Below are 26,400 nucleotides of genomic sequence, written 5' to 3'. Positions count from 1 at the left end.
CTTATATATGGGCCCTTGTGCGAGACCTCGTGCAAGCCCTCGTACGAAGGGGGCGTCAGCAGCCGACCCGGTTCCCGGCCACCGTCTTCAGCTCCTCCAGCACCCGCGCCGTCGCCGGGATCTCCAGGTGTTCCCGCAGGACGTACGCGGAGACATGGCGCCGCGACGCCGGTTCGAGGGCGCGCCCGGTGACCTTGTGGTGGCAGAGGAAGGACAGCACAAGACCCGGCATCATCGCGACGCCGAGTCCGGCCGCGACCATGCTCTGCACCACCAGGTTGTCGTCGGTGGTGAAGGCGATGTCGGGCGCGAAGCCCTGTTCGGCGCATTCGTGCAGGAAGTTGGCGCGGCACCGCAGGCATCCGGCGATCCACCGCTCCCCGCTCAGCTCGGCGAGTTTGACGGCGCGCCGCCGGGCCAGCGGATGCCCGCTCGGCAGCAGGACCGTCAGCTGGTCCTCCATCAGCGGGATCTCGACGAGTTCGGAGGGCGTCTCCTCGCGCAGCCCGGGATAGGTGAAGGCGAGGGTGATGTCGCATTCGCCGCGGACGACGCGGTCGAGCGAGTCCGGCGGCTCCCCCTCCAGCAGGTCGACCCGCACCCCGGGGTGGGCGGCGGCGAGGCGGGCCATGGCCTCGGGGATGAGGGTGGCGTTGGCGCTGGGGAAGGCGCACACCCGTACCCGTCCGGCGCGCAGCCGGGTGATGGCGTTCATCTGGGCCTGGGCGGCGGAGATGGAGGAGAGGATGGTGTCGGCGTGCCGGGCGAGCGTCTCGCCCGCCTCGGTGAGCCGCATGCCGCGGCCGACGCGGATGAACAGCGGGCTGCCGACGGCCCGTTCGAGCGCCTTCATCTGCTGCGTTATGGCCGGCTGGGTATAGCCGAGCTCACGGGCGGCGGCCGAGTAGGAACCGGCGCGGACCACCTCGTGGAACGTCCTGATGTGCCGGGAATCGAACACACGGGCATCATAGAGGGAAACATAAGCGCGTTTTGGGGGAACGGAACATCACCCCTCCTGGCGCTTTTGAGTCATCCTGCCCCTCCCGCCCCCTCACATCACCCGATCTCCGACGTCACACCGCCGGCATCCCCTCCGATCAGGCAGGCTGGCCCTATGCCGCACTACACGTCGTACGACCAAACGGAGCTGGCCTACCGCGTCCTGGAGGCCCGCGACGGGTCCGCGCGGCCGCCGCTGATCTGCCTGGCCGGCGGTCCGGGGCGGAACGCCGCGTACCTGGGCGACCTCGGCGGTCTCGACGCGCACCGCACCCTGATCATCCCCGACAGCCGCGGCACCGGGGACTCGCCCCCCGCAGCCGATCCGAGCCAGTACGCGTTCCCGGGACTTGCCGAGGACCTGGAGGCGCTCCGCCGCCACCTCGGGCTCACCCGCTTCGCGCTGCTCGCCCACGACGCGGCGGCGGCCACGGCGCAGGCGTACGCGGCGGCCCACCCGGACCACCTCACTCATCTGGTCCTGGTCTGCCCGGGCGCGCGGATGCAGGGCGAACTGCCCGAGGACGCGCGGGAGATCTTCGAGTCGCGCGCCGACGAGCCGTGGTGGCAGGAGGCGTACGTGGCGGTCCAGATGCTGCCGGACACCACCGACCTCGCCGAGGTGCGGGAGCTGCTGCTGAAGGCCGCCCCGATGGCGTACGGCCGCTGGGAGGAGCCGCAGCGGGCGCACGCGGCGGCCGAGGGCGAGCAGCTGGGCCCGGTGCCGCGCGCGGGCTTCTGGCAGGGCGTGGACGAGGCGGGCCGCCGCGCGGTGCTGGCGCGGCTGCGCGAGGTGCCGTGCCCGGTGCTGGTGATCACCGGGGACCGGGACGCGGTGACCGGGGTGCGGGCCGGGGAGCTGGTCGCGGAGTCGTTCCCGGCCGGGCGCGCCCGGCCGCTGCACGGCGTGGGGCACTACCCCTGGGTGGACGAACCGGAGCTGTTCGGCCCCGTGGTGGAGGACTTCCTGGAGCACCCGCACGCGCCCGGCGGCCCGTAACGGGCGCGTATGAACGGCGTATGTCAGTCGTATGGCAGCGGCCGCCGAACCGTTGATGCCCCCTGAACCGCTCCGTATGGTCATAAGCACGAGCACGACATCGGCCGTGTGCCCGAGTGGTTCAGGGGCTCGCCTGCAAAGCGAGTTACGCGGGTTCGAATCCCGCCACGGCCTCCACAGCGCCCCGCGCTCCCGCACCCCTCTCCGGGGCCGCTCATCCATGCCGTCCGGTCTCTCTCGCGGTGAACTGGCGGAAACCCTCTGGACACAGAGGCCTTACGAGGCGCATGCTCAGTTTTGCGAACGGCGTTCACGCAACTGGTCCCCTGACCTTTTTCACATTCTCCCCACTGAATGGTCTCCGACCCCCCGCAGTGAGTGCATTTTCGACGCATAGGGTCACAGTGGTGCCTGCAGTCCAGAGCGGAGAACCCGCGGTGACTGAACAGGCACCCTTTGTTTCGACCTGTGATCCTGTGTTCCGTCTGGGGGAAATGTGCAGCCCGCCGTACCGGCCACCCATCTGCCACTGTCGACCGGCCAGAGCGAGATCTGGTTCATTCAGCAGCTGGAGCCGCCGGAGAGCACGACGTTCAAGGTCGGCGAATACCTTGAGATCCAAGGCCCCATAGACACCGCGATATTCGAGAGGGCACTGCGTCAGGCGGTCGCGGAAGCCGAGCCGTACAACGTCCGGATCGGCGAGGACGACGGGGTTCCCTGGCAGGTTCTCGACCCGGTGACCGACTGGGACTTCCCGGTTCTCGACCTGAGCGGCGAGCCCGACCCGCACGCCGCCGCGGTCCGCTGGATGAAGCACGACCTGGCCACCGGCCTTGAGCTGGACGCCCACCCGCTGTTCTCGTTCGCCCTGCTGAAGCTGGGCGACGACTGCTTCCTGTGGTACCAGGGCACCCACCACATCGTGTCGGACGCGGGCAGCGCCGCCCTGCTGGGCCGGCGCACCGCCGAGATCTACACCGCGCTCACCGAAGGCGCCGACCCGGCCGCGGGGGAAACCGTCTTCGGCTCCCTGCGGACCATGCTCGACCGGGACGAGGAATACCGGTCGTCGGAGGATTTCGCCAAGGACCGCGCGTACTGGATGGAACACTTCGCGGATTCCCCGGAACCCGCCCGCCTTTCCGGCCGCCCCGGCGACGACCTCTCCAGCGTGCTGCGGGAGACCGCTTACCTGACCGAGGAGGAAGCGGTCGAGCTGCGCGCCGCGGCGCGTAAATACGCGACGCACTGGTCGGCGATGGTTATCGCGGCGACCGCCACCTATCTGCATCGATTGACCGGTAAATCGGACATCATTCTGACGCTGCCGGTCACCGCCCGGACCGATGCCACGCTGCGCGGGATTCCGGGGATGTTCGCCAATGTGGTGCCGCTGCGCATCCAGGTGCGCTCGGATATGCGGATACGGGATCTGGTGCGGCAGGTCTCGCGGGAAGTCCGGCAGGCGCTGCGGCATCAGCGCTACCGCCATATCGACCTGGCCCGGGATCTCCACCTCCCGGACGGCGGAAACGGCTTCCTCGGCCCGCACGTCAATATCATGACGTACGACTACGACTTCGACTTCGCGGGGCATCGCGTCATCGGACACAACCTGTCCAACGGAACCGTCGAAGACCTCTCGATCATGGGATACGACCGCTCCGACGGCAGCGGTATCCGCATCGACCTCAATGCGAACTCCAACCTCTACACCGCCGACGGTCTGATCGCCCACCGCGAGCGGTATCTGGAACTCCTGCGCACCCTCTCCGACACCTCCGACAAGGAGCGCACCGTCGGCGCCATCGAGCTGCTTTCCGCCGAGGAGCGGCGGCGCGCGGCCGAGGAGTGGAACGACACCGCCCACCCCACCTCGGGCACCACGCTGCCCGGGCTGTTCGCGGCGCAGGCCGCCCGCACGCCCGACGCCGAGGCCGTCGTCCTCGGCGACACCCGGCTGAGCTACGCCGAGCTGGACCGCGCCGCCGACCGGCTGGCCCGCCGCCTGACCGCGCGCGGCGCGGGGCCGGAGCGCACCGTCGCCGTCGCCCTGCCCCGCTCCCCCGAGCTGGTCGTCGCCCTGCTGGCGGTGCTCAAGTCGGGCGCCGCGTATCTGCCGCTGGAGCTGGACTACCCGGCCGACCGGCTGGCGTTCATGCTCGACGACGCCGCGCCCGCGCTCCTCGTCACCCGCGCCGAGCACGCCGGGCAGCTGCCCGCGGCGGAGGGGCCGGAGGGGGTCGAGCGGCTGCTGCTGGACGATCCGTACGACGAAACGGGTACGGCCGACGCGCCGCGCGTGGCGCTCGACCCCGAGCACCCCGCGTACGTCATCTACACCTCCGGCTCCACCGGCCGCCCCAAGGGCGTCCTGGTCCCCCACCGCGCCATCGTCAACTGCCTGGAATGGATGCAGGGCAGCCACCCCCTCACCCCCGAGGACCGGCTGCTCCAGAAGACCCCGGCCGGATTCGACGCCTCGGTCGCGGAGTTCTTCTGGCCGCTGGTCAGCGGCGCCACCCTGGTGCTCGCCCAGCCCGGCGGCCACAAGGACCCCGCGTACCTCGTGCGCACCGTCCACGAAGAGCACATCACCACCCTCCAGTTCGTGCCGTCGATGCTCCGCGCCTTCCTCGCCGAGCCGGACGTCGCCGAGCGGTGCGCCGCCAGCCTGCGCCAGGTGTTCTGCGGCGGCGAGGCGCTGCCGCGCGAGACGGCCGACCGCTTCCACCGCCTGCTGCCCGGCATACCGCTGCACAACGTGTACGGGCCCACCGAGGCCACCGTCGACATCAGCGCCCACACCTGCGAGCCCGGCGCCACCGGCCCGGTCCCGATCGGCGCCCCGGTGTGGAACAGCCGCCTGTACGTCCTCGACTCCGCCCTGCGGCACGCCCCCGCCGGGGCCGTCGGCGAGGTCTACCTGGCCGGGCCGCAGCTCGCCCGCGGCTACCACGACCGGTCGTCGATGACCGCCGAGCGCTTCGTCCCCGACCCGTACGGCCACCTCTTCGGCACGCCAGGCGCCCGCATGTACCGCACCGGCGACCTGGCCCGGCGGCTGCCCGACGGCGGCGTCGCCTACCTGGGCCGCTCCGACGACCAGGTCAAGCTGCGCGGCTTCCGCATCGAGACCGGCGAGGTCGAGGCCGCGCTGCGCGCGCTGCCGGACGTCGCGGAGGCCGCGGCCATCGTCCGCGAGGACCAGCCCGGCGACCAGCGTCTGGTGGCCTATCTGACGGCCGAGGGCGGCACCGCGCCGTGCGTCGCCACCGCCCGCGAGATGCTGCACCGCGACCTGCCCGAGCACATGGTGCCCACCGCGTTCATGGTGCTCGACACGCTGCCGCTGAGCCCCAACGGCAAGCTGGACCGGGCCGCGCTGCCCGTGCCCTCCCACGAGGCCGCCCGCGGCGGCCGGGCGCCCCGCACCCCCCGCGAGGAGACGCTGTGCGCGCTCTTCGGCGAGGTGCTGGGCGTCCCCGACGTCACCATCGACGACGACTTCTTCCTGCTCGGCGGCCACTCCCTGCTCGCCTCCAAGCTGGCCAGCCAGGCGCGGACCGCCCTGGACACCGAGCTGTCGATGCGGGACCTGTTCGAGGCCCCGACCGTCGCCCGCCTGGTGGCCCGCCTCGACGAGGCCACCTCCGCCGACGCGTCCCAACTGCACCCGCTCGACACCCTGCTGCCGCTGCGCGGCGAGGGCGGGCGCCCGCCGCTGTTCTGCGTCCACCCCGGCGGCGGCCTCGGCTGGTCGTACACCGGCCTGATGCGCCACCTCGCGCCCGACCAGCCCGTCTACGCCCTCCAGGCGCGCGGCCTGACCGAGCCCGACGTACTGCCCGCCAACGTCGAGGAGATGGCCGCCGACTACCTGGACCAGATCCGCACCGTCCAGCCCACCGGCCCGTACCACCTGCTCGGCTGGTCCTTCGGCGGGCTCATCGCGCACGCCATGGCCACCCGGCTCCAGGGCGAGGGCGAAGAGGTCGCCACCCTCACCGTCATCGACGCCTACCCCGACAACGACCAGGCCCTGCCCGACCTGCCGGACCTGGGCAAGCGCCAGTGGCTCGGCGTCCTGCTGGACAACATCGGCGGCGGCGACATCTTCGCCCCCGGCTGGCTGGCGGCCCACCCCGACGGCCTCGACGACGGCGACCAGCTGGTCGCCGACCTCAGCCGCGAAACCGGCCTGCCGAAGCGGCTCCTGGAGGGCGAGCACAGCTTCCCGCTGCTCGACATCTTCCTCAACGACCAGGAGCTGATGCGCAAGTTCGCCCCCGACCGCTTCGAGGGCGACCTGCTCCTCTTCACGGCCGACGAGGACATCCCGGGCTACGAGCGCGACGCGCTGCACGTCCCCGAGGCCTGGCAGCCGTACGTGTCCGGCGAGGTCACGGTCCACGGCGTCCCGGCCCACCACTACCACCTGCTGCGCGAGGAAGCCCTGAACCTGATCGGCCCGAAGGTGGCCCAGGCCCTGGACGCCCCCCGCGCCTGACCGAAGCCCGGGCGAGGGGCGCCGTGGGGCGCCCCCGCCCGGGGTTCGGCGGACAGCGAAGCGATCACCGTCTAGCGTCAGCCCCATGAGACGTGCAGCAGGCAGCGAACAGGAGGTGGCGGCGTGACGCCGTGGGAGATGGTGGCCGTCTTCGCGGCGGGAGTGGGCGCGGGTGGGATCAACTCCGTGGTCGGGTCCGGGACGCTGATCACGTTCCCCGTGCTCCTCGCCACCGGGCTGCCGCCCGTCACCGCCACGGTGTCCAACGCGCTCGGCCTCATACCCGGCTCCATCAGCGGAGCCATCGGCTACCGCAAGGAGCTGGTGGGGCAGGGGCGGCGGGTGCTGAAGCTGAGCGCCGGGGCCCTGGTCGGGGGCCTCGGAGGCGCCACGCTGCTGCTGACGCTGCCCAGCACGGCGTTCGAGCGGATCGTGCCGACGCTGGTGGGCCTGGCGCTGGTCCTGGTCGTGCTCCAGCCGCTGATCTCCAAGAAGGTGCGCGCCCGCCGCGAGGCGCGGCCGCACGGCTCCGCCCGGCGCGACGTCGGTCCGCTGCTGCTGCTCGGGCTGACGCTCGCCAGCGTCTACGGCGGCTACTTCGCCGCCGCCCAGGGCATCATCTACATGTCCATCATGGGCATGCTCCTCGACGAGCCGATGCAACGCCTCAACGGCATCAAGAACGTCCTGGCCGCCGTCGTGAACTCCGTCGCGGCGCTGTTCTTCCTCTTCGCCGCCCACTTCGACTGGACGGCCGTCCTCCTCATCGCGGTCGGCTCCGCCCTCGGCGGCATGACCGGAGCCGCGGTGGGCCGCCGCTTCAGCCCGACCGCGCTGCGGGCCCTGATCGTGACGGTGGGGACGGCCGCGATCGTGCAGCTGGTGCTGCGGTGATTCACCGCAGGGTGATCGTGTTGCCGGTGACGAGCCCGGCCGCGTCGGACGCGAGGAACACGATGGTCTCCGCCACTTCCGCCGGTTCGGCGACGTGGAAGTGCGTGCCGCTCGACGCGACGAACTCCCGCACCTCGTCCGTCACCCACCCGGTGTCGGTCACCGGCGGATGCACCACGTTGGCGGTGATGCCGAGTCCGGCCAGCTCCACGGCGGCGGACAGGGTGTAGTTGGCCTGGGCGGCCTTCGCCGCGCCGTACGAGACCTCACCGGGAAAGCCGAGCTCGCCGCCCGACGTCAGCCCGACGATCCGCCCCCACCCGGCGCCCCGCGCCCGGTGGCGCCGGGCCAGCTCGCCGATCAGCAGGGCCGGGGCCATCGCGTCCACGGCGAACTGCCGCGACCAGGTCTCCGCGGTGACGGGCTGGAGCGGCCGTCCGAACCGGTCGACGGGATCCGGGGTGAAGGTGTCCTGCACCCACCCCGAGGCGTTGTTGATCAGGATGTCGACCGGTCCGAGGCGCTCCTCGGCCCGGTCGAAGAGGGTCCCGGGGGCCGCCGGGTCGCTGAGATCCGCCTCACATGCCTCGGCCCGCCCGCCCGCTCGGCGGATCTCCCCCGCCACTTCCTCGCCACCCGGCCCCAGGTAGGCGCAGAACACCGCGACGCCGCGAGCGGCGAGCGCTCTGGCGGCCGCCGCCCCGATCCCGTGGTTCGCTCCGGTCACGATGGCGACATGGTCGCTCTGCAACGTCTCCCGCATGCGGAACAGGACTAGCAAACGAGGGCCGCGGGGCGAAACCGAATAATTCCCGTGCGGTGCACCGGCCGCAGAGGTACACATGCCCGATGACCGATTCCCCGTTCCGCCTCCGCAGCGTCCTCGACGAGGAGTTCGCGCCCTGGGCGCGCATGATCGCCGATACGTACGGCACGGACCGGTCGGACGAGGAACTGGCCCACCAGCGGGAGGCGACCGACCTCGACCGCACCCTGGCCGCGTTCGACGACGGCGTGCCGGTGGCCGGGGCATCCGTCTACCGCCGGACGCTGACCGTCCCCGGCGGCGTCCTGCCCGTGGCGGGGATCGCTTCCGTCGGCGTGGCCCCGACGCATCGCCGCCGCGGCATCCTCACCGCGATGATGCGCGCCCAACTGACCGACCTGCACGAGCACCAGCGCGAGCCGATCGCCGTGCTCCGCCCCTCCGAGGCCGGAATCTACGGGCGCTACGGCTACGGCCCCGCGACCCTCGGGAACCAGATGCGCTGCGACCGGCGCGCCCTGCGCTTCCGCCCCTGCACCGACTTCGGCGACGGGACCATCCGACTCCACCCCGCCGACCGGGCCCGCCCGCTCCTGGAGAAGGTCTACGACCAGGCCCGCACCACGACTCCCGGCTGGCCCGACCGAGAGGCGCCCCACTGGGCCGTACGCCTCGCCGACCACCCGCACCGGCGCGGCGCGGCGACCGCGCTCCGCTTCGCCGTGCACCACGAGAGCGACGGCCAGGCCACCGGATACGCCCTCTACCGCCACGGCGGCGCCGACGACATACACCTCGTGGAGCTGGCGGCGCTCTCCCGTCAGGCGTACGCGGCCCTGTGGCGCTTCCTCGCCGGGATCGACCTGGTGACCTGGATCGACTACGAGGGCGCCGTGGACGAACCGCTGCCCCACCTGCTGACCGACCCGCGCGCGGTCCGGTCCACCCCGGTGGACCGCCTGTGGCTGCGCCCGGTCGACATCGACCGGGCCCTGACGGGCCGGAGTTACCGTCTCCCCTTCGACCTCGTCCTGGACATACGCGACGACTTCTGCCCCTGGAACACCGGCCACCACCGGCTGAGCTGGGACGGCGAAACCGCGGCCTGCGAACCCACGACCGCCCCGGCCGACCTGCGCCTGACGGCGGCCGAGCTGGGCGCCGCCTTCCTCGGCGGCACCGCCCTCACCACCCTCGCCGCCGCGGGCCTCGTCGAGGAACTGCGCCCCGGCGCGCTCCCCCTCGCCTCGGCGGCCTTCCGCGGCGACCGCGAGCCCTGGTACCCGGGCGGCTGGGCCTTCCCCCTCTGTTGAGCGGCTACGGCAGGTGCGGCACCAGCGCCGTCATCCACATCACGCCCAGCAGCAGGAACGCCAGATACGACCGGGTCGCCCGCCAGGTGTACGTCAGCATCCGGGCCTCCTCCGGACGGTCGGCGGGATAGCCGACCGGGACGCGGGTGCCGACGTCCGGGGCGGCCCGCGTGGTCAGCAGGCGGGTCTCGAACTCGCGGTGGCGGCCGTCGTGGTCGGTGAAGGCCAGGGTCAGCTCGGTGTGGTGGTCCTCGCCGCGGTCGACCACCCGGCGCCCGGTCACCTGGCCCTCCGCCTGCCGGCCGGTCCGCCTCAGCCAGTGGGCCCGGGCGGGGGTCCAGAGCGCGATGGCCAGGAGGAAGACCGTACTGATCGACATGAGCAGGAGGGGCACGAGCGGACACCTTCCGAAACCGCGGCCAAGGGGATCATGCAGAAGGACGCGTCCCCTTCGGGCTTCAGTTGCTCCTGCGGCGGCCCAGGCGGCGGAAGTCCGCGTCGACGCCGCGGTACGGCCGTAGCGCGTAGGGGTCCATGGGCATGTGGCTACGTCCGGTTGACCACCGCTGCCTGGGGGCGGATGGGGAGGCGGTTGACCGGGCGGCCGGTGGCGGCTCGGACCGCGGCGGCCACCGCGGCCGGGGAGGTGACGACCGGGACCGCGCTGGCGGCCTTCGCGCCGAAGGGGGCCACCACGTCGCGCTCCTCGACCAGTTTGACGATGCGGATGTCGGGGACGTCCACGGCGGTCGGGAGGGCGTAGCCGGTGAGGTCGGGGTGGCGGATGACGCCGCGGGAGGTGCGCAGGTTCTCGGTGAGGGCGGCGCCGATGCCCTGGGCGATGCCGGACTCGATGCGGGTGCGGAGCTGGCGCGGGTTGAGGACCCGGCCCACGTCCTGGGCGACGGTCATCTCCACGACCCGGACCGCGCCGATCTCGATGTCGACGTCCACCACGGCCCGTACGGCGCAGAAGGCGAGGCCGACGAAGGCGTCGCCCTGGCCGGTCTCGTCGAGGGGTTCGGTGGGGTGCGGGCGGCACTGGGCGGTGGCCCACAGCTCCTTGCCCTCGAGGGCCTCCTCGACGGTGGTGCTGAGGACGCCGTCGTACGAGGTGATCTTGCCGTCGGCGATGGTCAGCAGCTCGGTGGACATGCCGAACTTGTGCGCCAGCGGCTGGAGCAGCTGGGTGCGGACCATCTTGGCGGCACGCTCGACCGCACCGCCCGAGACCCAGGTGTGGCGGCCGCGCGAGGCGGGTCCGGCCGGGGGCTGGTCGGTGTCGACGGGGGCGACGTGGACCTCCTCGATGCCGAGGACGTCCTGCACGATCTGGCGGGCCAGGGTGGTGAAGCCCTGGCCGGTCTCGACGGCCGCGCAGATGACGGTGGCGACCGGTCCGGTGACCTTGACGGTGGCGGTGGACACCTCGTCGGCGCCCTCGGCGCCCAGCATGTGCACCATGCCCACCGCGTAGCCGACGCCGCGCCGCACCGCGGCCGGGTCGCCCGCGCCCTCGGGGCCGCCGGGCAGCAGCCAGTCGTCCTCGGCGTCGTCGCCGGGGAGGTCGGGCAGCGGGGCGTCCCGGACGGCCTGGAGTACCTCGGCGACCGGCGCCGGGCAGGTGACGGTCTGTCCGGTGGGCAGCAGATCGCCGGTGGCCATGGCGTTGCGCATCCGGATCTCGGCCGGGTCGAGGCCGAGCTTGGCCGCGAGCTTGTCCATCTGGCCCTCGTACGCGGCGCACACCTGCATCGCGCCCTCGCCGCGGACATGGCCGGAGGGCGGGTTGTTGGTGCGGACCGCCCAGCCCTCGATGAAGGCGTGCGGGACGACGTACGGGCCGCAGGCGAAGGACACCGCGGCGGCCAGGGTGTCCGCCGAGGAGTCCGCGTAGGCGCCCGCGTCCAGCAGGATCTGCGCCTCGATCTTCACCAGCTTGCCCTGCGCGTCCGCGTGGTGGCGGTAGCGCAGCAGGGTGGGGTGGCGGTGGGCGTGCCCGAGGAAGGACTCCTCGCGGGTGGCGGCGAGCTTGACCGGATGGCCGGTGCGCAGCGCGAGCAGCCCGAGAGGCAGCTGCATGCCGGGGTCCTCGCGCTCGCCCATGGCGCCGGGGACGCCGGTGACGACGACCTTGACGCGCTCCGGCTCCAGCCCGAAGCAGGCGGCGGCCAGATCGCGGTCGGCGTGCGGGTCGGTGGAGGCCGTGTAGATCTCCACCCCGCCGTCCGGGCGCGGTACGGCGAGGCCCGCCTCGGCGCCGATGGGCGCCGGGTCCTGGCGGCCGATCCGGTACAGGCCCTCGACGATGACGTCGCCGACGACCTCCGGGTCGCCGAAGGACAGCGGGATGTGGCGGACCAGATTGCCGTCGGGGTGCAGCGGTTCGGCGGCGAACGCCTGCTCGGGGTCGGTGACCGGCTCCAGCACCTCGTACTCGACGGCGATGGCGGCCGCGGCCAGCCGGGCGGTGTCGGGGTGGTCGGCGGCGACGGCGGCGATGGGCTCGCCGTGGTGGCGCACCAGGTCCTTGGCGAACACCGGCCGGTCGGCGACCCGGCGGCCGTGCGAGGCGTCACCGGGGACGTCGGCGTGGGTCACCACGGCGTGCACCCCGGGCATCCCGGCGGCCGGGGAGGTGTCGATGGAGACGATGCGGGCATGCGGATGCGGTGAGCGCAGCACGGCGGCCCACAGCAGCCCCTCGGCCCACAGGTCGGCCGCGTACGGGAAGGTCCCGGACGCCTTGGCCGTCACGTCGGCGGGCTGGAGCGACACGCCGAGCCCCATGTGCGGCGGCGGGGGGACGGGCGTTCCGGCGGAGGGGGTTGCGGTGACGGCTCCCGCGCCGTCCGCGATTCCGGTCATGATGCCCTTCCCATACCGCTGCCGTTGCCGCCATTCCCCGTGCCGGGCGGACCCGCCTGCCGCGGGATGCGGGCCGGGTCGTGCGCCGCCGCCTCGTCCTCGGCGGCGTCCGCGGCCTCCGCCGCCTCGTCGGCCGCCTCACGGGCCGCCACGACCTCACGCACGGCGTCGACGACTCCGCGGTAGCCGGAGCAGCGGCACAGGTTGCCGCAGATCGCCTGGCGGGTCTCCTGGTCGGTGGGGGCGTGGTTGCCCTCCAGCAGGTCGTGCACGGTCATCGCGAGCCCGGGCACGCAGAAGCCGCACTGGACCGCGCCGCACTCGGCCAGCGCGCGCTGGACGTCGGAGGGCTGGCCGTCCTGGCCGAGGCCCTCGACCGTACGGACCTCCGAGCCCGCGGCGGTCGCGGCGGGCACCAGGCAGGAGGCGACGAGCCGCCCGTCGACCTGGACCGAGCAGGCGCCGCACTCCCCCTGCGAGCAGCCGTCCTTGGCGCCCGCGAGGCCGAGCCGCTCGCGCAGCACGTACAGCAGCGACTCGCCGATCCAGGAGTCGGTGACGGGCCGGTCGGCGCCGTTGACGTGCAGCACGTACGACGCCTGGGGGTGCTCGCTGTGGGCCGGGTCCAGGGCGTCGGCCGGGGCCGCCCGGTCCTCGTCCCCGGCGGGGGCGGGAAGGGGCTCGGCGGGGGTGTCAGCGGCCTCGGGGGCGTCCGCCGGGGTCTCGACCGGGGCGGATTGCTCCGGGACGTCCGTGAACCCCTCCTCGGCCGCGGGCCGTTCGGCCTCGGCCGGGGTCTCGACCTCATGCGCGGACTCGCCGGGGGCGTCGGCCCCGGGCCCGTCGGGGACCGGACTGCCGTGCGGCGGGGTGCCGTGCGCCGGGGCGTGCGCGCCGGGGTGCGGGGCGTCCACCGCGAACTCGCCCGAGTCCATCGCGAACTCGCCCGAGTCCCCCGCGGCGGGGCCGTGAATCCCGGTGCCGTCGGTGAACTCGTCGTGCCAGGCGGCCTCTTCGGGCAGGGCGCCGGGCGCCGCGGGGTCCGCGTGCCGGTCGTCCTCCCGCGCCGGCTCCCGTTCCCGTACGAACGCGTCGGCGGCGTCGGCCGCCGCCGCACCGTGCCAGCCGTGGCCGTCCGTGCCGTGCGGCGGGGTGCCGTGCGCGGGGGTGCCCTGGGGCGGCGTGCCCTGGGGCGGGGTGCCGTGCGGCGGGGTCGCCGGGGCGGAGTGCTCGCGCGGCGCGTCGTCGTCGGGGATGCGCAGCGGGCGGCGCGCCGGAGCGCCCGTCCGGGCGGCCGGGCCGGGGTGGCCCTCGACCGCGTACTCCCCGGAGTCGTCCACGCCCTCGTCGGCCGTCGGGACCGACCACTGGCCGCTGTGTCCCGCCTGGTCGGCAGGGACCTGGTCGGCGTGCGGCTGCTGCGGCTGCTGCGGCGCGTACGGGGCGGCCTGCTGCTGCCGCGCGTTGCGGCCGAACGGCAGCCTCAGCTGCGCGGTCTCCTGCGGATCGCCGACGTCGCCGGGATCACCCGGGGCGACCGGACCGGGACCGGCCGGGGCGCCGTGGCCCGGCTGGGCACCGTACGGCGGGGCCGCCGGGCCGGGGTGGTCGTCGACCCGGTACTCACCGGTCTCGTCCACGCCGTCGTCGCCCGCGACCGGGATCGTCCACTGGCTGGTCTGCACCGGGACGCCGTTGCCGTGGGACTGCCCCTCGGGCAGCGGCCAGTCGTCGACCGGCTCCTCGGTGCGCACCGGCCAGTGACCGGTGTGCGGCACATGTCCGGCGTGACCGGAGGGGTCCTCGGCGGGCGCCGGCCACTGGGGGGTGCCGTGCGGGTCCTGGTGGCCGCCGTAGGCGTAGCCGGAGCCGCCGGTGTCCGTGTGGGGCATGGCCCAGTGCCCGGTCCCGGAGTGACCGGACTGACCGGACTGGCCGGACGTCGCGGAGGACCCGGCGTGACCGGCGTGGTCGTGCCCGGACGTGCCGTACGGACCGCCGTGCTCCGCGGGCTGCCACTGGCCGCCCTGCGACGGCGCGCCGGGCATCGGCGGCGGGGTGTAGCCGGTGCCGGGCGCGGCGAGCGGGTCCCAGCCGGTGGCCGCGGGGTCGCCCGGCTCCGGGAACTGGAAGTCGGGCGGAAGCTGGACGAAAGCCGTCGACTCCGCGTCGTACTCCGGGCCGTGCGGCATCGGCTGCCACCCGCTCCCCGGGTCCGGCCGGTGCGGCTGCTGTTCGTCACTCACGCGAGTGCCCTCCCCAATGCTCGGCGGGCCAGGGCTGCCACCGTACGCCTCAGATGGATCGCCGCGGGCGGCAGGGGCACCGGGTCGGAGCCGTCCTCCGGCGGCGGCGGGTCGGGGATGCAGGCGGCGGCCACGTACTCCCCGAAAGCCGTGGTGACCTGCGGATCGAGATGGCCGCGGTCGCCGTCCCAGTCGATGAGCGAGGCGACCCAGCGCTCGGCCTCCAGCGGGCGCAGCGGCATCGGCGCGACCGCCCCCACCGCGCAGCGCACCCCGCGGCGCGCCGGGTCGAGGACGATGGCGACGGACGCGGCGGCCCGGCCGGGTCCGGTGCGCCCGGTGGCCTTGAGGAAGGCCTGCGGGGCGTGCAGCAGCGGAACCCGGACGAATCCTACGAGTTCACCGGGCCTCAGCATCTCGACTCCGGCGAGGAGATGGCTGACCGGGATCTCGCGGCGCGCGCCCTCGGGCCCGGCGATGACGAGGGTGGCCTCCAGGGCGGCGAGCACGGGCAGCGCGTCGCCGGTGGGGGCGTTGCTGACGATGTTGCCGCCGAGCGTTCCGGCGTTGCGGATCTGCGGGGGTCCCGCGGCGCGCGCGGCCGCGGCCAGGGCCGGGATGAGCGCCGCGAAGTCGGGGCGGCCCATCCGGGCGTGGGTGAGTCCGGCGCCGAGCAGGGCGTGTCCGTCCAGGTAGCGCCAGCCGCGGATTTCGCTGATCCGGCCGAGCCCGACGAGCGCGGCGGGCCGCAGCAGGCCGGAGTTGACCGCGGCCATCAGATCGGTACCGCCGGCGACGGGCACGGCGGCGGGCATGGCGGCCAGCGCCGCCACGGCCTCATCGAGCGAGCCCGGCAACGTCACCGTGTGCGCCGCCTGCGGTGCGTGCGTGGTCAACCCAGCTGCCCCTTCCCCGGTGTCCCGGCTGTTGCGCCGTACGGTACGTGCTCACAGCCCGGACGTGGCAACTCTGGCACATCTCGCACGCCTGCCGTCGCGAGGGTCCGGGAAGCGCGGTTCCGTCCCTGACCTGGGGGATGGTACGGGTTTCGGGTGACGTCTCCGTCGGGTGTGGATTGCCACGTTTCAGGGACCCTTGTACGAACTTGCGTAACGGCCGGATGACCACCGTCCCAGGGGCGGGTCGCGGGGGCGAGCACCTTGCCGTGGGCTCACACGATCGGGGGCGATCCCTCGATCGGACGTCCGAGCAGACCGGGGCGGCGCTGCCAGGGGTGCGGACCGGAGGGCGGGCGGTAGCTGACGCCCAGCGCATCCAGACGGGCGTAGTGTGCTTCCATGCGCCCCTCGAATTCCGCGAAGTCCCGCTCGGGCGGCGGCGGAAGGGCGGACCATACGGCTTCGGCGAAGGCGGCGAGACGGGGGAAGGTCTGGTAGTCGACCCGCCGCCGGTCCTCCATGACCTCGGTCCAGACGTTGGCCTGCGCGCCCAGCACATGGCCGGCCTCGGCCGCGGTGAGCTGCGGCGGAACCGGCTCGAAGCGATAGACGTCCTCCAGGGTGCGGACGTAGCCGATGGGGACCGGCTCGTCCGTGCCCGGGGCCTGCCGGTGATCGAAGTAGACCTGCTGTTCGGGGCACATGACGACGTCGTGACCGGCCCGGGCCGCGGTGATGCCGCCCGCGTAGCCGCGCCAGGAGGAGACGGCGGCGCCGTCGGGCAGCGGGGCGTCCGGTGCGCCGCCCTCCAGGATCTCGTCCCAGCCGATCAGCCGTCGGCCGCGGGCGGCGAGCCAGTGGCCGAAGTGGCGGAGGAACCAGCTCTGGAGCTCGTCCTCGCCCGCCAACCCCAGCTCGCGGATGCGTTCCTGGGCGGCCGGGGACGCCTTCCACTGGTCCTTGGGGCATTCGTCGCCGCCGAGGTGGACGAAGGTGCCGGGGAACAGGTCCAGCACTTCTTCCAGCACGTTCTCGAAGAAGCGGAGCGTGGTGTCGGTGGGGGAGAGTACGTTCGGGTTGATGCCCCAGGTGGTCCAGACTCCGAGGGAGGCGGTGTCGATGACGTCCGTGTTGCCCAGCTCCGGGTAGGCGGCGATGGCGGCCTGGCTGTGCCCGGGAATGTCGATCTCGGGGACGACGGTGATGTGCCGTTCGGCCGCGTAGGCGACGATCTCGCGGATGTCGTCCTGGGTGTAGTAGCCGCCGTGCGGGCGTTCGTCCCACAGCGGGGAGGCGCGGTGGCCGAGCTTGGTGCGCGTCCGCCAGGCGCCGGTGGCGGTCAGTTCCGGGTAGCGGCGGATCTCCAGCCGCCAGCCCTGGTCGTCGGTCAGGTGGAGATGGAGCACATTGAGCTTGTGGGCGGCCAGCAGGTCGACATAGGCGAGCACGCCGTCCTTGGGCAGGAAGTGCCGGGCCACGTCCAGCATCAGCCCGCGCCAGGCGAAGCGGGGCGCGTCCTCGACGTAGAGCGCGGGCAGGGACCAGGCGCGCCGGTCCGGGTCGATCGGCGCGCGCCGGAAGGCGTCCGGGCCGAGCAGCTGGCGCAGCGTCTGGGCGCCCCAGAACAGGCCGGGCTCGCCGCCGCCCTGGATGACCACCCCGTGGCCGTCGATGACGAGGCGGTACCCCTCGGGGCCGAGCCGCTCCCCCACGCCCGGGTCGAGCTCCAGCACGATGCGGTTCGACGCGTCGGTGTGCGGGGCCAGCGGCAGACCGGTGGCCGCCCCGACGGTGGCGCGCAGCCAGCGGGCGACGCGCTCGGTGCCGGGCCGGGCGTCGATCTGGCTGTCCTCGTCCAGGACGTAGCCCTCGCCGCCGCCGGGGTTGGGGGCGGCCCGCAGTGGGGCGGGGAGGAGGCCGGTGGCGGGCTCTTGGGGCATCGCGTCAGTCCTTTACCGCTCCGCCGAGGCCGGAGACCAGGCGGCGCTGTACGAGTACGAAGAAGATCAGCACCGGGATGGTCATGATGGTGGACGCCGCCATGATGCCGCCCCAGTCGTTGCCCTCGTCCTTGAAGAAGACGAGGAGCGCCATCGGGAGGGTGGAGTTCTCGGTCGCGCTGATGATGAACGACTTGGCGAACAGGAAGTCGTTCCAGGCGGAGATGAACGAGAAGACGCTGGTGGCCACGAGCCCGGGGAGGACCAGCGGGAACAGGATCTGCCACAGGAAGCGGGAGCGGCTGGCGCCGTCCAGATAGGCCGCCTCCTCCAGGGACTCGGGCACGGCCTTCACGAAGCCGCGCAGCATCCAGATGGCGAACGGCAGCGAGAAGGCGATGTGCGGCAGGATCAGCGAGCCCAGGGTGTTGAGCCCGACCCCGGGCACGGTGTCGCCCACATCCCGCATCAGGAAGAACATCGGGATGGTCAGCGCCTCGATCGGCACCATCTGGGCGACCAGGAACATCACCAGCAGCGTGGTGCGGAACCTGAAGCGGAAGCGGGTGACGGCGGTCGCGGCGAGGAAGGCGATCACACCCGAGGCGATCACCACCGCCCCGGCGACCAGCAGGCTGTTGAGGAAGTAGCGGCCGAAGTCGTGCTGTTCGAAGACGCGCCGGAAGGAGTCCAGGGAGGGCGCGGAGGTCCACGGCCGGGGGTGGGTGGACCGGATCTCCCCGGCCGGTTTGAAGGCCGAGAGCACCATCCAGTAGAGCGGGAAGGCGACGACGGCGGCGACGGCCAGGGCGGTGGCCTCGGCCGCGAGCCGCCAGGGGCGGCGGATGCGGAACGCGCGGCGCGGCGGCGCGACACCGGCGGCGCTGGAGTGGCTCACAGTTCTTCTCCCTGCCGTCGCAGCAGCCGCAGATAGACCAGGGTGACGGCGAGCAGGATCAGCAGCATCACGACGCCGATCGCCGAGCCCAGGCCGTACTCGGAGGACGCGAACGCCTCCTGGTAGGCGTAGACGTTGAGCACCATGTTCTGGCCCGCGGTGCCGCCGCCGCCCGTCATGACGTAGATCTGGGTGAAGACCTTGAAGTCCCAGATGATGGACTGGATCGTCACCACGACGAGGATCGGCCGCAGCATCGGTGCCATGATCCGGCGCCAGATCCGCCAGGCGGAGGCACCGTCGAGGGCGGCGGCCTCCAGCACCTCCGCCGGGATGGCCTTGATGCCCGCGTACACGGTGACCATGACGAACGGGAACGAACACCAGACGATCTCGAACAGCACCAGGGCGAAGGCGCTGTAGCGCCCGTACGTCCAGGAGTAGTCGTGGAAGCCGGAGAGTCCGAACCAGGTCAGCACCTGGTCGACGGGACCGTAGTCGGGGTCGAACAGGAACAGCCAGACCGTGGAGCCCGTCACCGCCGGGGTGGCCCAGGCACCCAGCGCGGCCAGCATCAGCGCCAGCCGCGGGATCGCCCGGACCCGGGTGAGCAGCACGGCGAGCGCACAGCCCACCGCGAGGGTGGAGACGACGCACACGGCGGCGAAGACGACGGTGGTGAGGGTGACGCTCCAGAACTCGGTGTCGCGGAACAGCTCCGCGTAGTTGGCGAAGCCCTGGAAGCTGGTCGGCTTGCCCCCGCTCACCTGCGCCTGGGTGTACTCCAGGAACGAGATGAGGCCGAGCTGATAGATGGGATAGATCAACAGCCCGCCGAGGACGACGAGGGCCGGGGCGAGGTAGAGCCAGGGCGTCCGGCTCCCCCGCCCGGTCCCCCGCCGGGCCCCTGGTGCGGCGCCCCGGGGCGGGTGTTCACGGGCCGGTTCGGGCCCGGCGTGCTGGGTGATGGTGCCCGAGGTCACTTGCTGAATGCCTCGTCCATCTTCTTCGCCGCCTCGGCTGCCGCGTCGTCGACGCTCTTACGGCCGCTGATGATCTGCTGGAACATGGTCGGCAGCACCATCTGGGAGTCGATGGCCGACCAGCCGGGCGAGGCGGGCACGAACGTGGAGCTGTCGTCCAGCGTCTTCACGAAGGGCTTGAGGAACGGGTCCTTGCGCGCGATGTCCCCGCGCACATCGGTGAAGGTCGGCAGGAAGCCCATGGCGTCGTAGAGCTTGGTCTGGGTCTTCTTCCCGGCCAGCTGCTCCAGCAGGTCGACGGAGAGCGAGCGGTGGGTGCTGCTCCTGAGCACGCCCAGGTTGTTCCCGCCCGCGAACGCCGGAGCGATGCTGCCCTCCTTGACGCCGGGCAGCGGCACGACCGCGTACTTGCCCTTGACCGACCCCGCCTCGATCGCCGCGTGGTTGAAGTCGCCGCCGATCGTCATGCCCGACTTGCCCGCGGCGAAGGCGGCGACGCTGTCGTTGCCGCCCCACTGTGCGCATTTGGCGGGCGGGCAGTTGTCGTCGGCGATGAGCGAGGTGTAGCTCTTGATGCCCTTCTTGGCGTCGGCGCTGTCGATGGCCGCCTCGTACTCGTTGGAGCCGAACGCGCCCTTCTCGGTGGCCAGCTCGCCGCCGTTGGCCCAGATGAAGGGCAGCGCGCCGTAGGTGTAGGCGCCGCCGACCGATATGCCGTACAGATCCGGCCGCCGCTCGCGGATCTCCTTCGCGGTCGCGATGAGTTCCTTCTGGCTGGTGGGCGGCTTCAGGCCGAGGTCCTTGAAGACATCGGTGCGGTAGTACAGCGCCCGCACGCCGACGAACAGCGGCACGCCGTACACCTTGCCGCCCACGGTCACCGAGTTCTTGGCGGTGGAGTCGATGTTCACCGACTCGTCCCAGGCGCCGAACTCCTTGCTGATGTTGGCGAGTCCGCCGTCCTCCACATAGCCCGCCGTGTCGGTGTTCCCGTACTCGATGACGTCGGGGGCGCTCTTGGGGTCGTTGAAGGCCGCCTTGATCTTCTGCGCGCGGGTGTCGACCGGGATGTAGGTGACGTCCACCGTGACCCCGTCGTGCTTCTTCTCGAAGGCGGACACGACGTCGTCGACGACGCGTTGCTTGGGCTTGTTGTCGACCTCCTGGAAGAGCCAGACCCGCAGTTTGCCGCTCTTGTCGTCTTTCTTGGCGGTGTTGTCAGAGGTGGAGGGGGCGCAGGCGGTGACGGTGAGCCCGGCGAGGAGGAGCGCCACGGTGGGGGCGGCGAGGCGACGTGAGAGGAGGAGGGGTCGGGAGACCTTCATGGAAACGCACCCTTGGGGAGGGCGTTGCACGACATGCAACGCGTGTTTCGCACAGCACAATATGCGGCAGGCTAGGGAACGTTCCGGGCCCGGACAAGAGGTCTCGACCAATCTTTGACCGGGAACCCGGGCCCGGGGAAGCGCCAGAGGACCGGACAGGCACCGGAGCCCGGGGCAAGCACCGGGGCAAGCACCGGGCCGGGGAAGCCGTCGTTACGAGTGCGTCAACTTCTCGCCCGGGTAGGCGGGCTCGGGATACGGCACGGCCTCCACCCGCGTCCCCGCCGCCGCCAGCCGCTCCACCACCTGACCCCAGTCCGGCCAGGTCTTCTCGATCCGCCCCAGAATGCGGGCACTCGGCGCGAGGACGATCTCGCAGCCGGGGTCGTCCGCCCACTCCAGCAGCCGCGGCAGCCCCGGTTGGGCGGCCGACATCACACAGCTGCCCGCGGGCCGGTAGCCGCGCTCCTCGGCCAGCCGCCCGCACTGCTCCAGCTGGGCGTCCCAGTCCTTCTCGAACTGGCAGTAGAGTCCGGCGCCTTCCGCGTCCGGCTCGTCGACCTCGCGCGCGCCGAACACCAGATACGCCGCCCGCGGCGCCCCGTCGTTCCCCGCCGCGTCCCGTGCCCCGTTCTCCGTACGCCCGCTCATGGGGCCGACCCTACTGGGATCACCCGCCGCGCGACACGGGGCCGGACGGGGCCGGACAGCACGGCACGTCCGACCCGCGGCCCCATCTCGGGCCACGGGTCGGACGTGCCGTCTACGCGAAGCTCCGGCGCGGCCGGGCAGGGAGGCTACTTCTTACCGTCGCCGCCCTTTCCGTCCTTGCCCTTGTCACCGCCGGCGCCCATGCCCTCGAAGATCTCCTTGCACATCGGACACACCGGGTACTTCTTCGGGTCGCGGCCCGGAACCCAGACCTTGCCGCACAGTGCGACGACGGGAGATCCGGAGAGCGCGCTCTCCATGATCTTTTCCTTCTGTACATAGTGGGCATAGCGCTCGTGGTCGCCGTCACCGTGCGACACCTGCGGTGTCGGCTCAACGAGGGTCCCCGTGCCTGCCCCGCGCTCGGGCTCAAGAGTGCTCATACAGCCCTAGGGTACTCATGCCCGCGACGTGCAGCGGGTGCGCGCCCCGCGGGCCGACCCGCCCCGGACCGCCCTCAGATGCCTGGCCACACCGAGGGCCGCGACCCCGGCCGCCGCCCAGGGCAGCACGCCCCCGGGCAGCCCGGCCGAGAGCGCGGCGCCGCCCAGCGCCGAGCCGACCGCGCTGCCCAGGTACAGCGCCGGGTTGTTGAGGGCCAGGGCGCCGGTGCCGCGCTCCTCCTTACAAGCCGGCAGCCGGTGCTGCTGCGGCACCTGGAGCGCCCAGCCCGCGGCGCCCCAGAGCACCAGCGCCGCCCCGGCGAGCAGCGGTACGGGGGCGAGCACGGGCAGCACCGCCTCGGCGCCCGTGATCACGGCCATGATCACGCCGACCAGCGCCGCCACGCGGCCCGTCCCGGCCGCCCGGACGACCCGGTCGACCAGCCTCCCGATGAGGAGGCTGCCCGCCACCCCGCCCAGGCCCCAGGCCCACAGCTACGGCGCGACCTCGTGCTCCCCGCCCGCCCGCCGACGGCGCGGGTGGCCGCGGTGGCGCGTACGGCACCGGACGCCGTGTGGGGCCCGGTCGCCCGCAGGCGCGTCCTGGACTGGGCCGAACCGGCCCGGTTCCCGCTGGTGGTGAACACCGTCAGCGGCACCCCCCGCCCCGAGCTGTGGCCCGAGCACCACCGGCCGCAACTGGGCTGCACCGCGGACAACTTCGACGAGTGGCTGGAGGCCGTCGCGGCGGGCCACGGCATCGGCGTGGTGCCCGAGGCCGCGGCACAGCGCCACAGCCACCCCGGAATCCGGTTCCTGCGGCTGAAGAACGCACCGGCGGTCACCGTGCGGCTGGCCATCCCGGCCCGTAGCCCGCACCCCCTGGCGGAACGCTTCTTCGCGCTGGCGGCGGCGTGACGCCGGGCGGCTAGTTGAGCGAGGGGTCGTCCGGGTACGTCGCGACCATCGCCAGCTCACTGCGCTGGCGGCGCAGCACCGACCGCCACAGCCGCTCCGGGGACGGCGACGACACGTCCCCCGGCTCCGACTCCACCACGTACCACGCGCCGTCCGACAGCTCGTCCTCCAGCTGCCCCGGGCCCCAGCCCGCGTACCCCGCGAAGATCCGCAGCGACCCCACCGCGGCCGCCAGCAGCTCCGGCGGCGCCTCCAGGTCCACCAAGCCGATCGCCCCGTGCACCCTGCGCCAGCCGAGTGGCCCGACGTCCTCGCCGCGCGCCGGGGAGCGGCCCGCCTCGCCCGGCACCACGGCCACGCCCAGCGCCGAGTCCAGCGACACCGGACCGCCCTGGAAGACCACCCCCGGCTCACCGGCCAGCTCGGCCCAGGACTCCAGGATGTCCCCGACGCCCACCGGGGTCGGCCGGTTCAGGACCACGCCGAGTGAGCCCTCCTCGTCATGGTCGAGGAGCAGCACCACCGCGCGGTCGAAGTTCGGGTCAGCAAGCGCCGGTGTCGCGACAAGCAGCCGTCCTGTGAGGGAGGACACCTCGGTCATGGCCACATGATCCCGCATATCCGGCCCGGACGGGGAGTGGAAGGCGAGACCCGTATGAGAGCAGGTCGGGGCGTACGACAGCAGGAGCGGCGCACGTGACGGTCGGTTCCCGAAGCGGAACGGAGTGTGGTGCGACACATTCCGATCCATTTCGAGGGTGCAACAGCCTTACGGAGGGGGACTCGGAGCCCATTAGTCTTGCCTTTTGGCCCATCGACCGTCCCAGGAACGCGAGACCAGATGACCCGCTCGAACGATGTCCTGCTCGTCCATGGCGGCACCCCGCTCGAGGGCGAGATCAATGTCCGCGGCGCGAAGAACCTCGTGCCGAAGGCCATGGTCGCCGCCCTGCTCGGCAGTGCGCCGAGCCGACTGCGCAACGTCCCCGACATCCGCGATGTGCGGGTCGTGCGCGGGCTGCTCCAGTTGCACGGTGTCACGGTGCGCCCCGGTGACGAGTCCGGTGAGCTGGTGATGGACCCCACGCACGTGGAGAGCGCCAACGTCGCCGACATCGACGCGCACGCCGGCTCCTCGCGCATCCCGATCCTCTTCTGCGGTCCGCTGCTGCACCGCCTCGGCCACGCCTTCATCCCCGGCCTCGGCGGCTGCGACATCGGCGGCCGGCCGATCGACTTCCACTTCGACGTGCTGCGCCAGTTCGGCGCGACGATCGAGAAGCGCGCCGACGGCCAGTACCTGGAGGCTCCGCACCGGCTGCGCGGTACGAAGATCCGGCTGCCGTACCCGTCGGTGGGCTCCACCGAGCAGGTGCTGCTCACGGCCGTACTCGCCGAGGGTGTGACGGAACTCTCCAACGCCGCGGTCGAACCGGAGATCGAAGACCTCATCTGCGTGCTCCAGAAGATGGGCGCCATCATCTCCATGGACACCGACCGCACGATCCGGATCACCGGCGTCGACAAACTCGGCGGCTACAACCACCGCGCCCTCCCGGACCGCCTGGAGGCCGCCTCCTGGGCGAGCGCCGCCCTGGCGACCGAGGGCAGCGTCTACGTCCGCGGCGCCCGCCAGCGCGAGATGATGACCTTCCTCAACACCTTCCGCAAGGTCGGTGGCGCCTTCGACATCGGCGACGAGGGCATACGGTTCTGGCACCCGGGTGGAAAGCTCAACGCGATCGCCCTGGAGACCGACGTCCACCCCGGCTTCCAGACCGACTGGCAGCAGCCGCTGGTCGTGGCCCTGACCCAGGCCTCGGGGCTGTCCATCGTCCACGAGACGGTGTACGAGTCCCGGCTGGGCTTCACCTCCGCGCTGAACCAGATGGGCGCGCACATCCAGCTCTACCGCGAGTGCCTCGGCGGCTCGGCGTGCCGCTTCGGCCAGCGGAACTTCCTGCACTCCGCGGTCGTGTCGGGCCCCACCCGGCTCCAGGGCTCCGACCTGGTCATCCCCGACCTGCGCGGCGGCTTCTCGTACCTGATCGCGGCCCTCGCCGCCCAGGGCACGTCCCGGGTCCACGGCATCGACCTGATCAACCGGGGCTACGAGAACTTCATGCACAAGCTGGTGGAGCTGGGCGCCAAGGTGGAACTCCCCAACGGCAGCGAAGCCGTCTGACGCCCCCGCCCCGCGCGGCGGGCCCGGCGGGGTCTCGTCCCCACCCCGCCCCTTCCCGAACCGGGGGCACAGCCCCCGGGCCCCGGCCCTGAACAGGTGCGGGACGCGGTCGGGGAGCCCGCACCCCGGCCTGCCCCACCGCGCGGCTGGGGGCGGGGACCCGCGATGGCTCCGCGGCCGCCCGCAACCCGGCTCTGCCACGCCGCGCGCGGCGGGCCCGGCCCCTCGGCCGCCGCAGGCACGCGAAGCGGGCGCAGCCGGGTTCTCCCCCACCCCGCCCCTTCCCGAAACCGGGGGCACAGCCCCCGGCCCCCCGGGCTGCCCCACCGCGCGCCCGAACTCGCGCCCCCTCCGGGGCGGGGAAACAGGCCGCAGGGCCACAGGCCAGGCCGACGCCGTGTGGCGCATCGACCCCAGGCCCCCGCGCCTCCGCCGCACGGCCGCGTCACGTGGTGGCTCCGCAACCCGCCACAACAGGGCTGCGAGCAGGGAAGACGGGCCCGCGGGCCCCCGACGCTTCGGCCGCCGGAGCGGCCCCGGGCCCCGCGCCTCCGCCGCGCGGGCGGGCCGGGCGCGTCACGGCGGGGCTGGGGGCCGCGGGAGGCTCAGGCGGGGCCCTGGGGCGGGCCGCGGGGCGGCGGGGGCCCTGAGCAGCCGCTACGGGCCGTAGGACGGCGAAGGGCGGCCACCCGCACCGGGTGGCCGCCCCATTGTTGTTCGCCAGGCGCTTGCGCGCCTTCGGCTTACTTGCCCTTGGCGGCTTCCTTCAGCTTGGAGCCCGCGGAGACCTTCACGCTGTAGCCGGCCGGGATCTCGATCGGCTCACCGGTCTGCGGGTTACGCGCGGTGCGAGCGGCACGGTGGGTGCGCTCGAAGGTCAGGAAGCCGGGGATGGTGACCTTCTCGTCGCCCTTGGCGACGACCTCACCGGTCACCTCGGCCAGGGCCGCCAGAACGGCGTCGGCGTCCTTGCGGGTCACCTCGGCGCGCTCGGACAGAGCGGCCACCAGCTCACTGCGGTTCATGTTGTACTCCCGTGTTCATCTTGCCATTAGGCGTGAGATCGAAGCCGATGCTGCCAGGGCCCTCGGACAGTCCCCGGACCCGGGTCTGCTGTTCAGACCCTCGCGCCCGGAACGCATCCTGCCCCCACCTGTGGCGGGAAAGCCAATCCGGAACCCCGGAGAGTCACACGAAAAGCGCCGTGGCGGTCGTTTTCCTGCCCGCCACCCTATGGCGGCCCCAGGTAGCCCAAGGGCCGCGACGCGCCGTGCCCGGCTCAGACCGCAGTGGTACCGGTCACAGGCTTTGCCGCTTCACGCACGGCTCCGGCGACCGCCCCCGCGACCTTGTCGTTGAAGACGCTCGGAATGATGTAGTTGGCATTCAGTTCGTCGTCGTGGACGACATCCGCGAGCGCACCCGCCGCGGCCAGCATCATGTCGGTGTTCACCGTACGGGACTGGGCATCCAGGAGGCCACGGAAGACACCCGGGAAGACCAGTACGTTGTTGATCTGGTTCGGGAAGTCCGACCGTCCGGTGGCCACCACCGCG

22 protein-coding genes and 1 tRNA gene are annotated in these 26,400 nt (G+C 72.8%); 7 read left to right on the top strand and 16 right to left on the bottom strand.

Annotated elements, in window-relative coordinates:
* Nucleotides 1-55: 55 nt before the first annotated feature.
* Nucleotides 56-961 carry a LysR family transcriptional regulator gene (locus LCH29_RS33600; protein ID WP_446465472.1) on the bottom strand — a complete coding sequence of 302 codons (906 nt, stop codon included), beginning with the start codon at nt 959-961 and terminating at the stop codon, nt 56-58.
* 156 nt (nt 962-1,117) lie between these two features.
* Here LCH29_RS33600 and LCH29_RS33595 point away from each other — a divergent pair, with 156 nt between their 5' ends.
* The 4 genes from LCH29_RS33595 (at nt 1,118) to LCH29_RS33580 (ending at nt 7,409) form a co-directional block, all read left to right on the top strand.
* Nucleotides 1,118-2,002: an alpha/beta fold hydrolase gene (locus LCH29_RS33595; protein WP_446465471.1), complete on the top strand. Its 885-nt coding sequence runs from the start codon at nt 1,118-1,120 to the stop codon at nt 2,000-2,002.
* A 102-nt stretch (nt 2,003-2,104) separates the two neighbouring features.
* Nucleotides 2,105-2,179: transfer RNA gene (locus LCH29_RS33590), tRNA-Cys, on the top strand.
* A 319-nt stretch (nt 2,180-2,498) separates the two neighbouring features.
* On the top strand, nt 2,499-6,515 hold the full coding sequence (locus tag LCH29_RS33585; RefSeq protein WP_446465470.1) for an amino acid adenylation domain-containing protein: 4,017 nt from the start codon (nt 2,499-2,501) through the stop codon (nt 6,513-6,515).
* Between the two features lie 123 nt (nt 6,516-6,638).
* Entirely contained in the window at nt 6,639-7,409 is a 771-nt protein-coding gene (locus tag LCH29_RS33580) for a sulfite exporter TauE/SafE family protein (RefSeq protein ID WP_446465469.1), read from the top strand.
* Between the two features lies 1 nt (nt 7,410).
* On the opposite strand, the gene LCH29_RS33575 is transcribed toward LCH29_RS33580, so the two are convergent.
* Nucleotides 7,411-8,172 carry an SDR family NAD(P)-dependent oxidoreductase gene (locus tag LCH29_RS33575; RefSeq protein ID WP_446465468.1) on the bottom strand — a complete coding sequence of 254 codons (762 nt, stop codon included), beginning with the start codon at nt 8,170-8,172 and terminating at the stop codon, nt 7,411-7,413.
* Nucleotides 8,173-8,258: 86 nt separating this feature from the next.
* Here LCH29_RS33575 and LCH29_RS33570 point away from each other — a divergent pair, with 86 nt between their 5' ends.
* Complete coding sequence (locus LCH29_RS33570) at nt 8,259-9,488, top strand: GNAT family N-acetyltransferase (protein WP_446465467.1); 1,230 nt, start codon at nt 8,259-8,261, stop codon at nt 9,486-9,488.
* A gap of 4 nt (nt 9,489-9,492) precedes the next feature.
* Here LCH29_RS33570 and LCH29_RS33565 read toward each other — a convergent pair whose 3' ends face one another.
* The 11 genes from LCH29_RS33565 to LCH29_RS33515 all read right to left on the bottom strand — a co-directional run bounded on the left by LCH29_RS33565 (nt 9,493) and on the right by LCH29_RS33515 (nt 22,212).
* Entirely contained in the window at nt 9,493-9,882 is a 390-nt protein-coding gene (locus LCH29_RS33565) for a DUF3592 domain-containing protein (RefSeq protein WP_446465466.1), read from the bottom strand.
* Between the two features lie 152 nt (nt 9,883-10,034).
* The gene (locus LCH29_RS33560) at nt 10,035-12,356 is read right to left on the bottom strand and encodes a xanthine dehydrogenase family protein molybdopterin-binding subunit (protein ID WP_446465465.1); all 2,322 of its coding nucleotides are present in this window, start codon (nt 12,354-12,356) and stop codon (nt 10,035-10,037) included.
* A complete protein-coding gene (locus LCH29_RS33555) occupies nt 12,353-14,602 on the bottom strand; it encodes a 2Fe-2S iron-sulfur cluster-binding protein (RefSeq protein ID WP_446465464.1) in 2,250 nt (749 codons plus the stop codon). The genes LCH29_RS33560 and LCH29_RS33555 overlap by 4 nt, the downstream gene beginning before the upstream one ends.
* Nucleotides 14,599-15,498, bottom strand: a complete 900-nt coding sequence (locus LCH29_RS33550) for an FAD binding domain-containing protein (RefSeq protein WP_446465463.1) — start codon at nt 15,496-15,498, stop codon at nt 14,599-14,601. Before LCH29_RS33550 ends, LCH29_RS33555 begins: the two co-directional genes overlap by 4 nt.
* Before the next feature lie 275 nt (nt 15,499-15,773).
* The gene (locus LCH29_RS33545; RefSeq protein WP_446465462.1) at nt 15,774-17,441 is read right to left on the bottom strand and encodes a beta-N-acetylhexosaminidase; all 1,668 of its coding nucleotides are present in this window, start codon (nt 17,439-17,441) and stop codon (nt 15,774-15,776) included.
* A gap of 4 nt (nt 17,442-17,445) precedes the next feature.
* Nucleotides 17,446-18,339, bottom strand: a complete 894-nt coding sequence (locus LCH29_RS33540; protein WP_446465461.1) for a carbohydrate ABC transporter permease — start codon at nt 18,337-18,339, stop codon at nt 17,446-17,448.
* Complete coding sequence (locus LCH29_RS33535; RefSeq protein WP_446465574.1) at nt 18,336-19,307, bottom strand: carbohydrate ABC transporter permease; 972 nt, start codon at nt 19,305-19,307, stop codon at nt 18,336-18,338. The genes LCH29_RS33540 and LCH29_RS33535 overlap by 4 nt, the downstream gene beginning before the upstream one ends.
* 11 nt (nt 19,308-19,318) lie before the next feature.
* The gene (locus LCH29_RS33530) at nt 19,319-20,647 is read right to left on the bottom strand and encodes an extracellular solute-binding protein (RefSeq protein ID WP_446465460.1); all 1,329 of its coding nucleotides are present in this window, start codon (nt 20,645-20,647) and stop codon (nt 19,319-19,321) included.
* Between the two features lie 213 nt (nt 20,648-20,860).
* Nucleotides 20,861-21,298: a hypothetical protein gene (locus tag LCH29_RS33525; protein WP_446465459.1), complete on the bottom strand. Its 438-nt coding sequence runs from the start codon at nt 21,296-21,298 to the stop codon at nt 20,861-20,863.
* Between the two features lie 146 nt (nt 21,299-21,444).
* The gene (locus LCH29_RS33520; protein ID WP_079038663.1) at nt 21,445-21,741 is read right to left on the bottom strand and encodes a DUF3039 domain-containing protein; all 297 of its coding nucleotides are present in this window, start codon (nt 21,739-21,741) and stop codon (nt 21,445-21,447) included.
* A gap of 15 nt (nt 21,742-21,756) precedes the next feature.
* Nucleotides 21,757-22,212, bottom strand: coding sequence for a hypothetical protein (locus tag LCH29_RS33515; protein ID WP_446465458.1), 456 nt, complete (start codon nt 22,210-22,212; stop codon nt 21,757-21,759).
* Between the two features lie 39 nt (nt 22,213-22,251).
* Here LCH29_RS33515 and LCH29_RS33510 point away from each other — a divergent pair, with 39 nt between their 5' ends.
* The gene (locus LCH29_RS33510; RefSeq protein ID WP_446465457.1) at nt 22,252-22,659 is read left to right on the top strand and encodes a LysR substrate-binding domain-containing protein; all 408 of its coding nucleotides are present in this window, start codon (nt 22,252-22,254) and stop codon (nt 22,657-22,659) included.
* Between the two features lie 10 nt (nt 22,660-22,669).
* Here the strand turns inward: LCH29_RS33510 and LCH29_RS33505 are convergent, their stop codons facing one another.
* Nucleotides 22,670-23,260 carry a YqgE/AlgH family protein gene (locus LCH29_RS33505; RefSeq protein ID WP_123107187.1) on the bottom strand — a complete coding sequence of 197 codons (591 nt, stop codon included), beginning with the start codon at nt 23,258-23,260 and terminating at the stop codon, nt 22,670-22,672.
* 240 nt (nt 23,261-23,500) lie between these two features.
* Between LCH29_RS33505 and murA the strand changes: the two genes are divergently transcribed.
* Nucleotides 23,501-24,844 (top strand): UDP-N-acetylglucosamine 1-carboxyvinyltransferase, encoded by a 1,344-nt coding sequence (murA, locus tag LCH29_RS33500; protein WP_446465456.1) that lies wholly within the window; start codon nt 23,501-23,503, stop codon nt 24,842-24,844.
* A gap of 743 nt (nt 24,845-25,587) precedes the next feature.
* On the opposite strand, the gene LCH29_RS33495 is transcribed toward murA, so the two are convergent.
* Together LCH29_RS33495 and LCH29_RS33490 are read right to left on the bottom strand one after the other, a co-directional pair.
* Nucleotides 25,588-25,869 carry an HU family DNA-binding protein gene (locus LCH29_RS33495; protein ID WP_009717479.1) on the bottom strand — a complete coding sequence of 94 codons (282 nt, stop codon included), beginning with the start codon at nt 25,867-25,869 and terminating at the stop codon, nt 25,588-25,590.
* A 254-nt stretch (nt 25,870-26,123) separates the two neighbouring features.
* Nucleotides 26,124-26,400, bottom strand: a 277-nt coding sequence (locus LCH29_RS33490) for a malic enzyme-like NAD(P)-binding protein (protein ID WP_446465455.1), incomplete at its 5' end; no start/stop codon positions are given.

This window comes from Streptomyces sp. BRA346, from assembly GCF_052851135.1.
This window is presented reverse-complemented; position numbering and strand designations above follow the sequence as displayed.

Bases quoted from the DNA above. Each gene is read 5' to 3' on its own strand.
- LCH29_RS33595 (WP_446465471.1), top strand. From the start codon at position 1,118: ATGCCGCACTACACGTCGTACGACCAAACGGAGCTGGCCTACCGCGTC.
- LCH29_RS33575 (WP_446465468.1), bottom strand. From the start codon at position 8,172: ATGCGGGAGACGTTGCAGAGCGACCATGTCGCCATCGTGACCGGAGCG.
- LCH29_RS33570 (WP_446465467.1), top strand. From the start codon at position 8,259: ATGACCGATTCCCCGTTCCGCCTCCGCAGCGTCCTCGACGAGGAGTTC.
- LCH29_RS33560 (WP_446465465.1), bottom strand. From the start codon at position 12,356: ATGACCGGAATCGCGGACGGCGCGGGAGCCGTCACCGCAACCCCCTCC.
- LCH29_RS33545 (WP_446465462.1), bottom strand. From the start codon at position 17,441: ATGCCCCAAGAGCCCGCCACCGGCCTCCTCCCCGCCCCACTGCGGGCC.
- LCH29_RS33530 (WP_446465460.1), bottom strand. From the start codon at position 20,647: ATGAAGGTCTCCCGACCCCTCCTCCTCTCACGTCGCCTCGCCGCCCCC.
- LCH29_RS33525 (WP_446465459.1), bottom strand. From the start codon at position 21,298: ATGAGCGGGCGTACGGAGAACGGGGCACGGGACGCGGCGGGGAACGAC.
- LCH29_RS33520 (WP_079038663.1), bottom strand. From the start codon at position 21,741: ATGAGCACTCTTGAGCCCGAGCGCGGGGCAGGCACGGGGACCCTCGTT.
- LCH29_RS33505 (WP_123107187.1), bottom strand. From the start codon at position 23,260: ATGACCGAGGTGTCCTCCCTCACAGGACGGCTGCTTGTCGCGACACCG.
- murA (WP_446465456.1), top strand. From the start codon at position 23,501: ATGACCCGCTCGAACGATGTCCTGCTCGTCCATGGCGGCACCCCGCTC.
- LCH29_RS33495 (WP_009717479.1), bottom strand. From the start codon at position 25,869: ATGAACCGCAGTGAGCTGGTGGCCGCTCTGTCCGAGCGCGCCGAGGTG.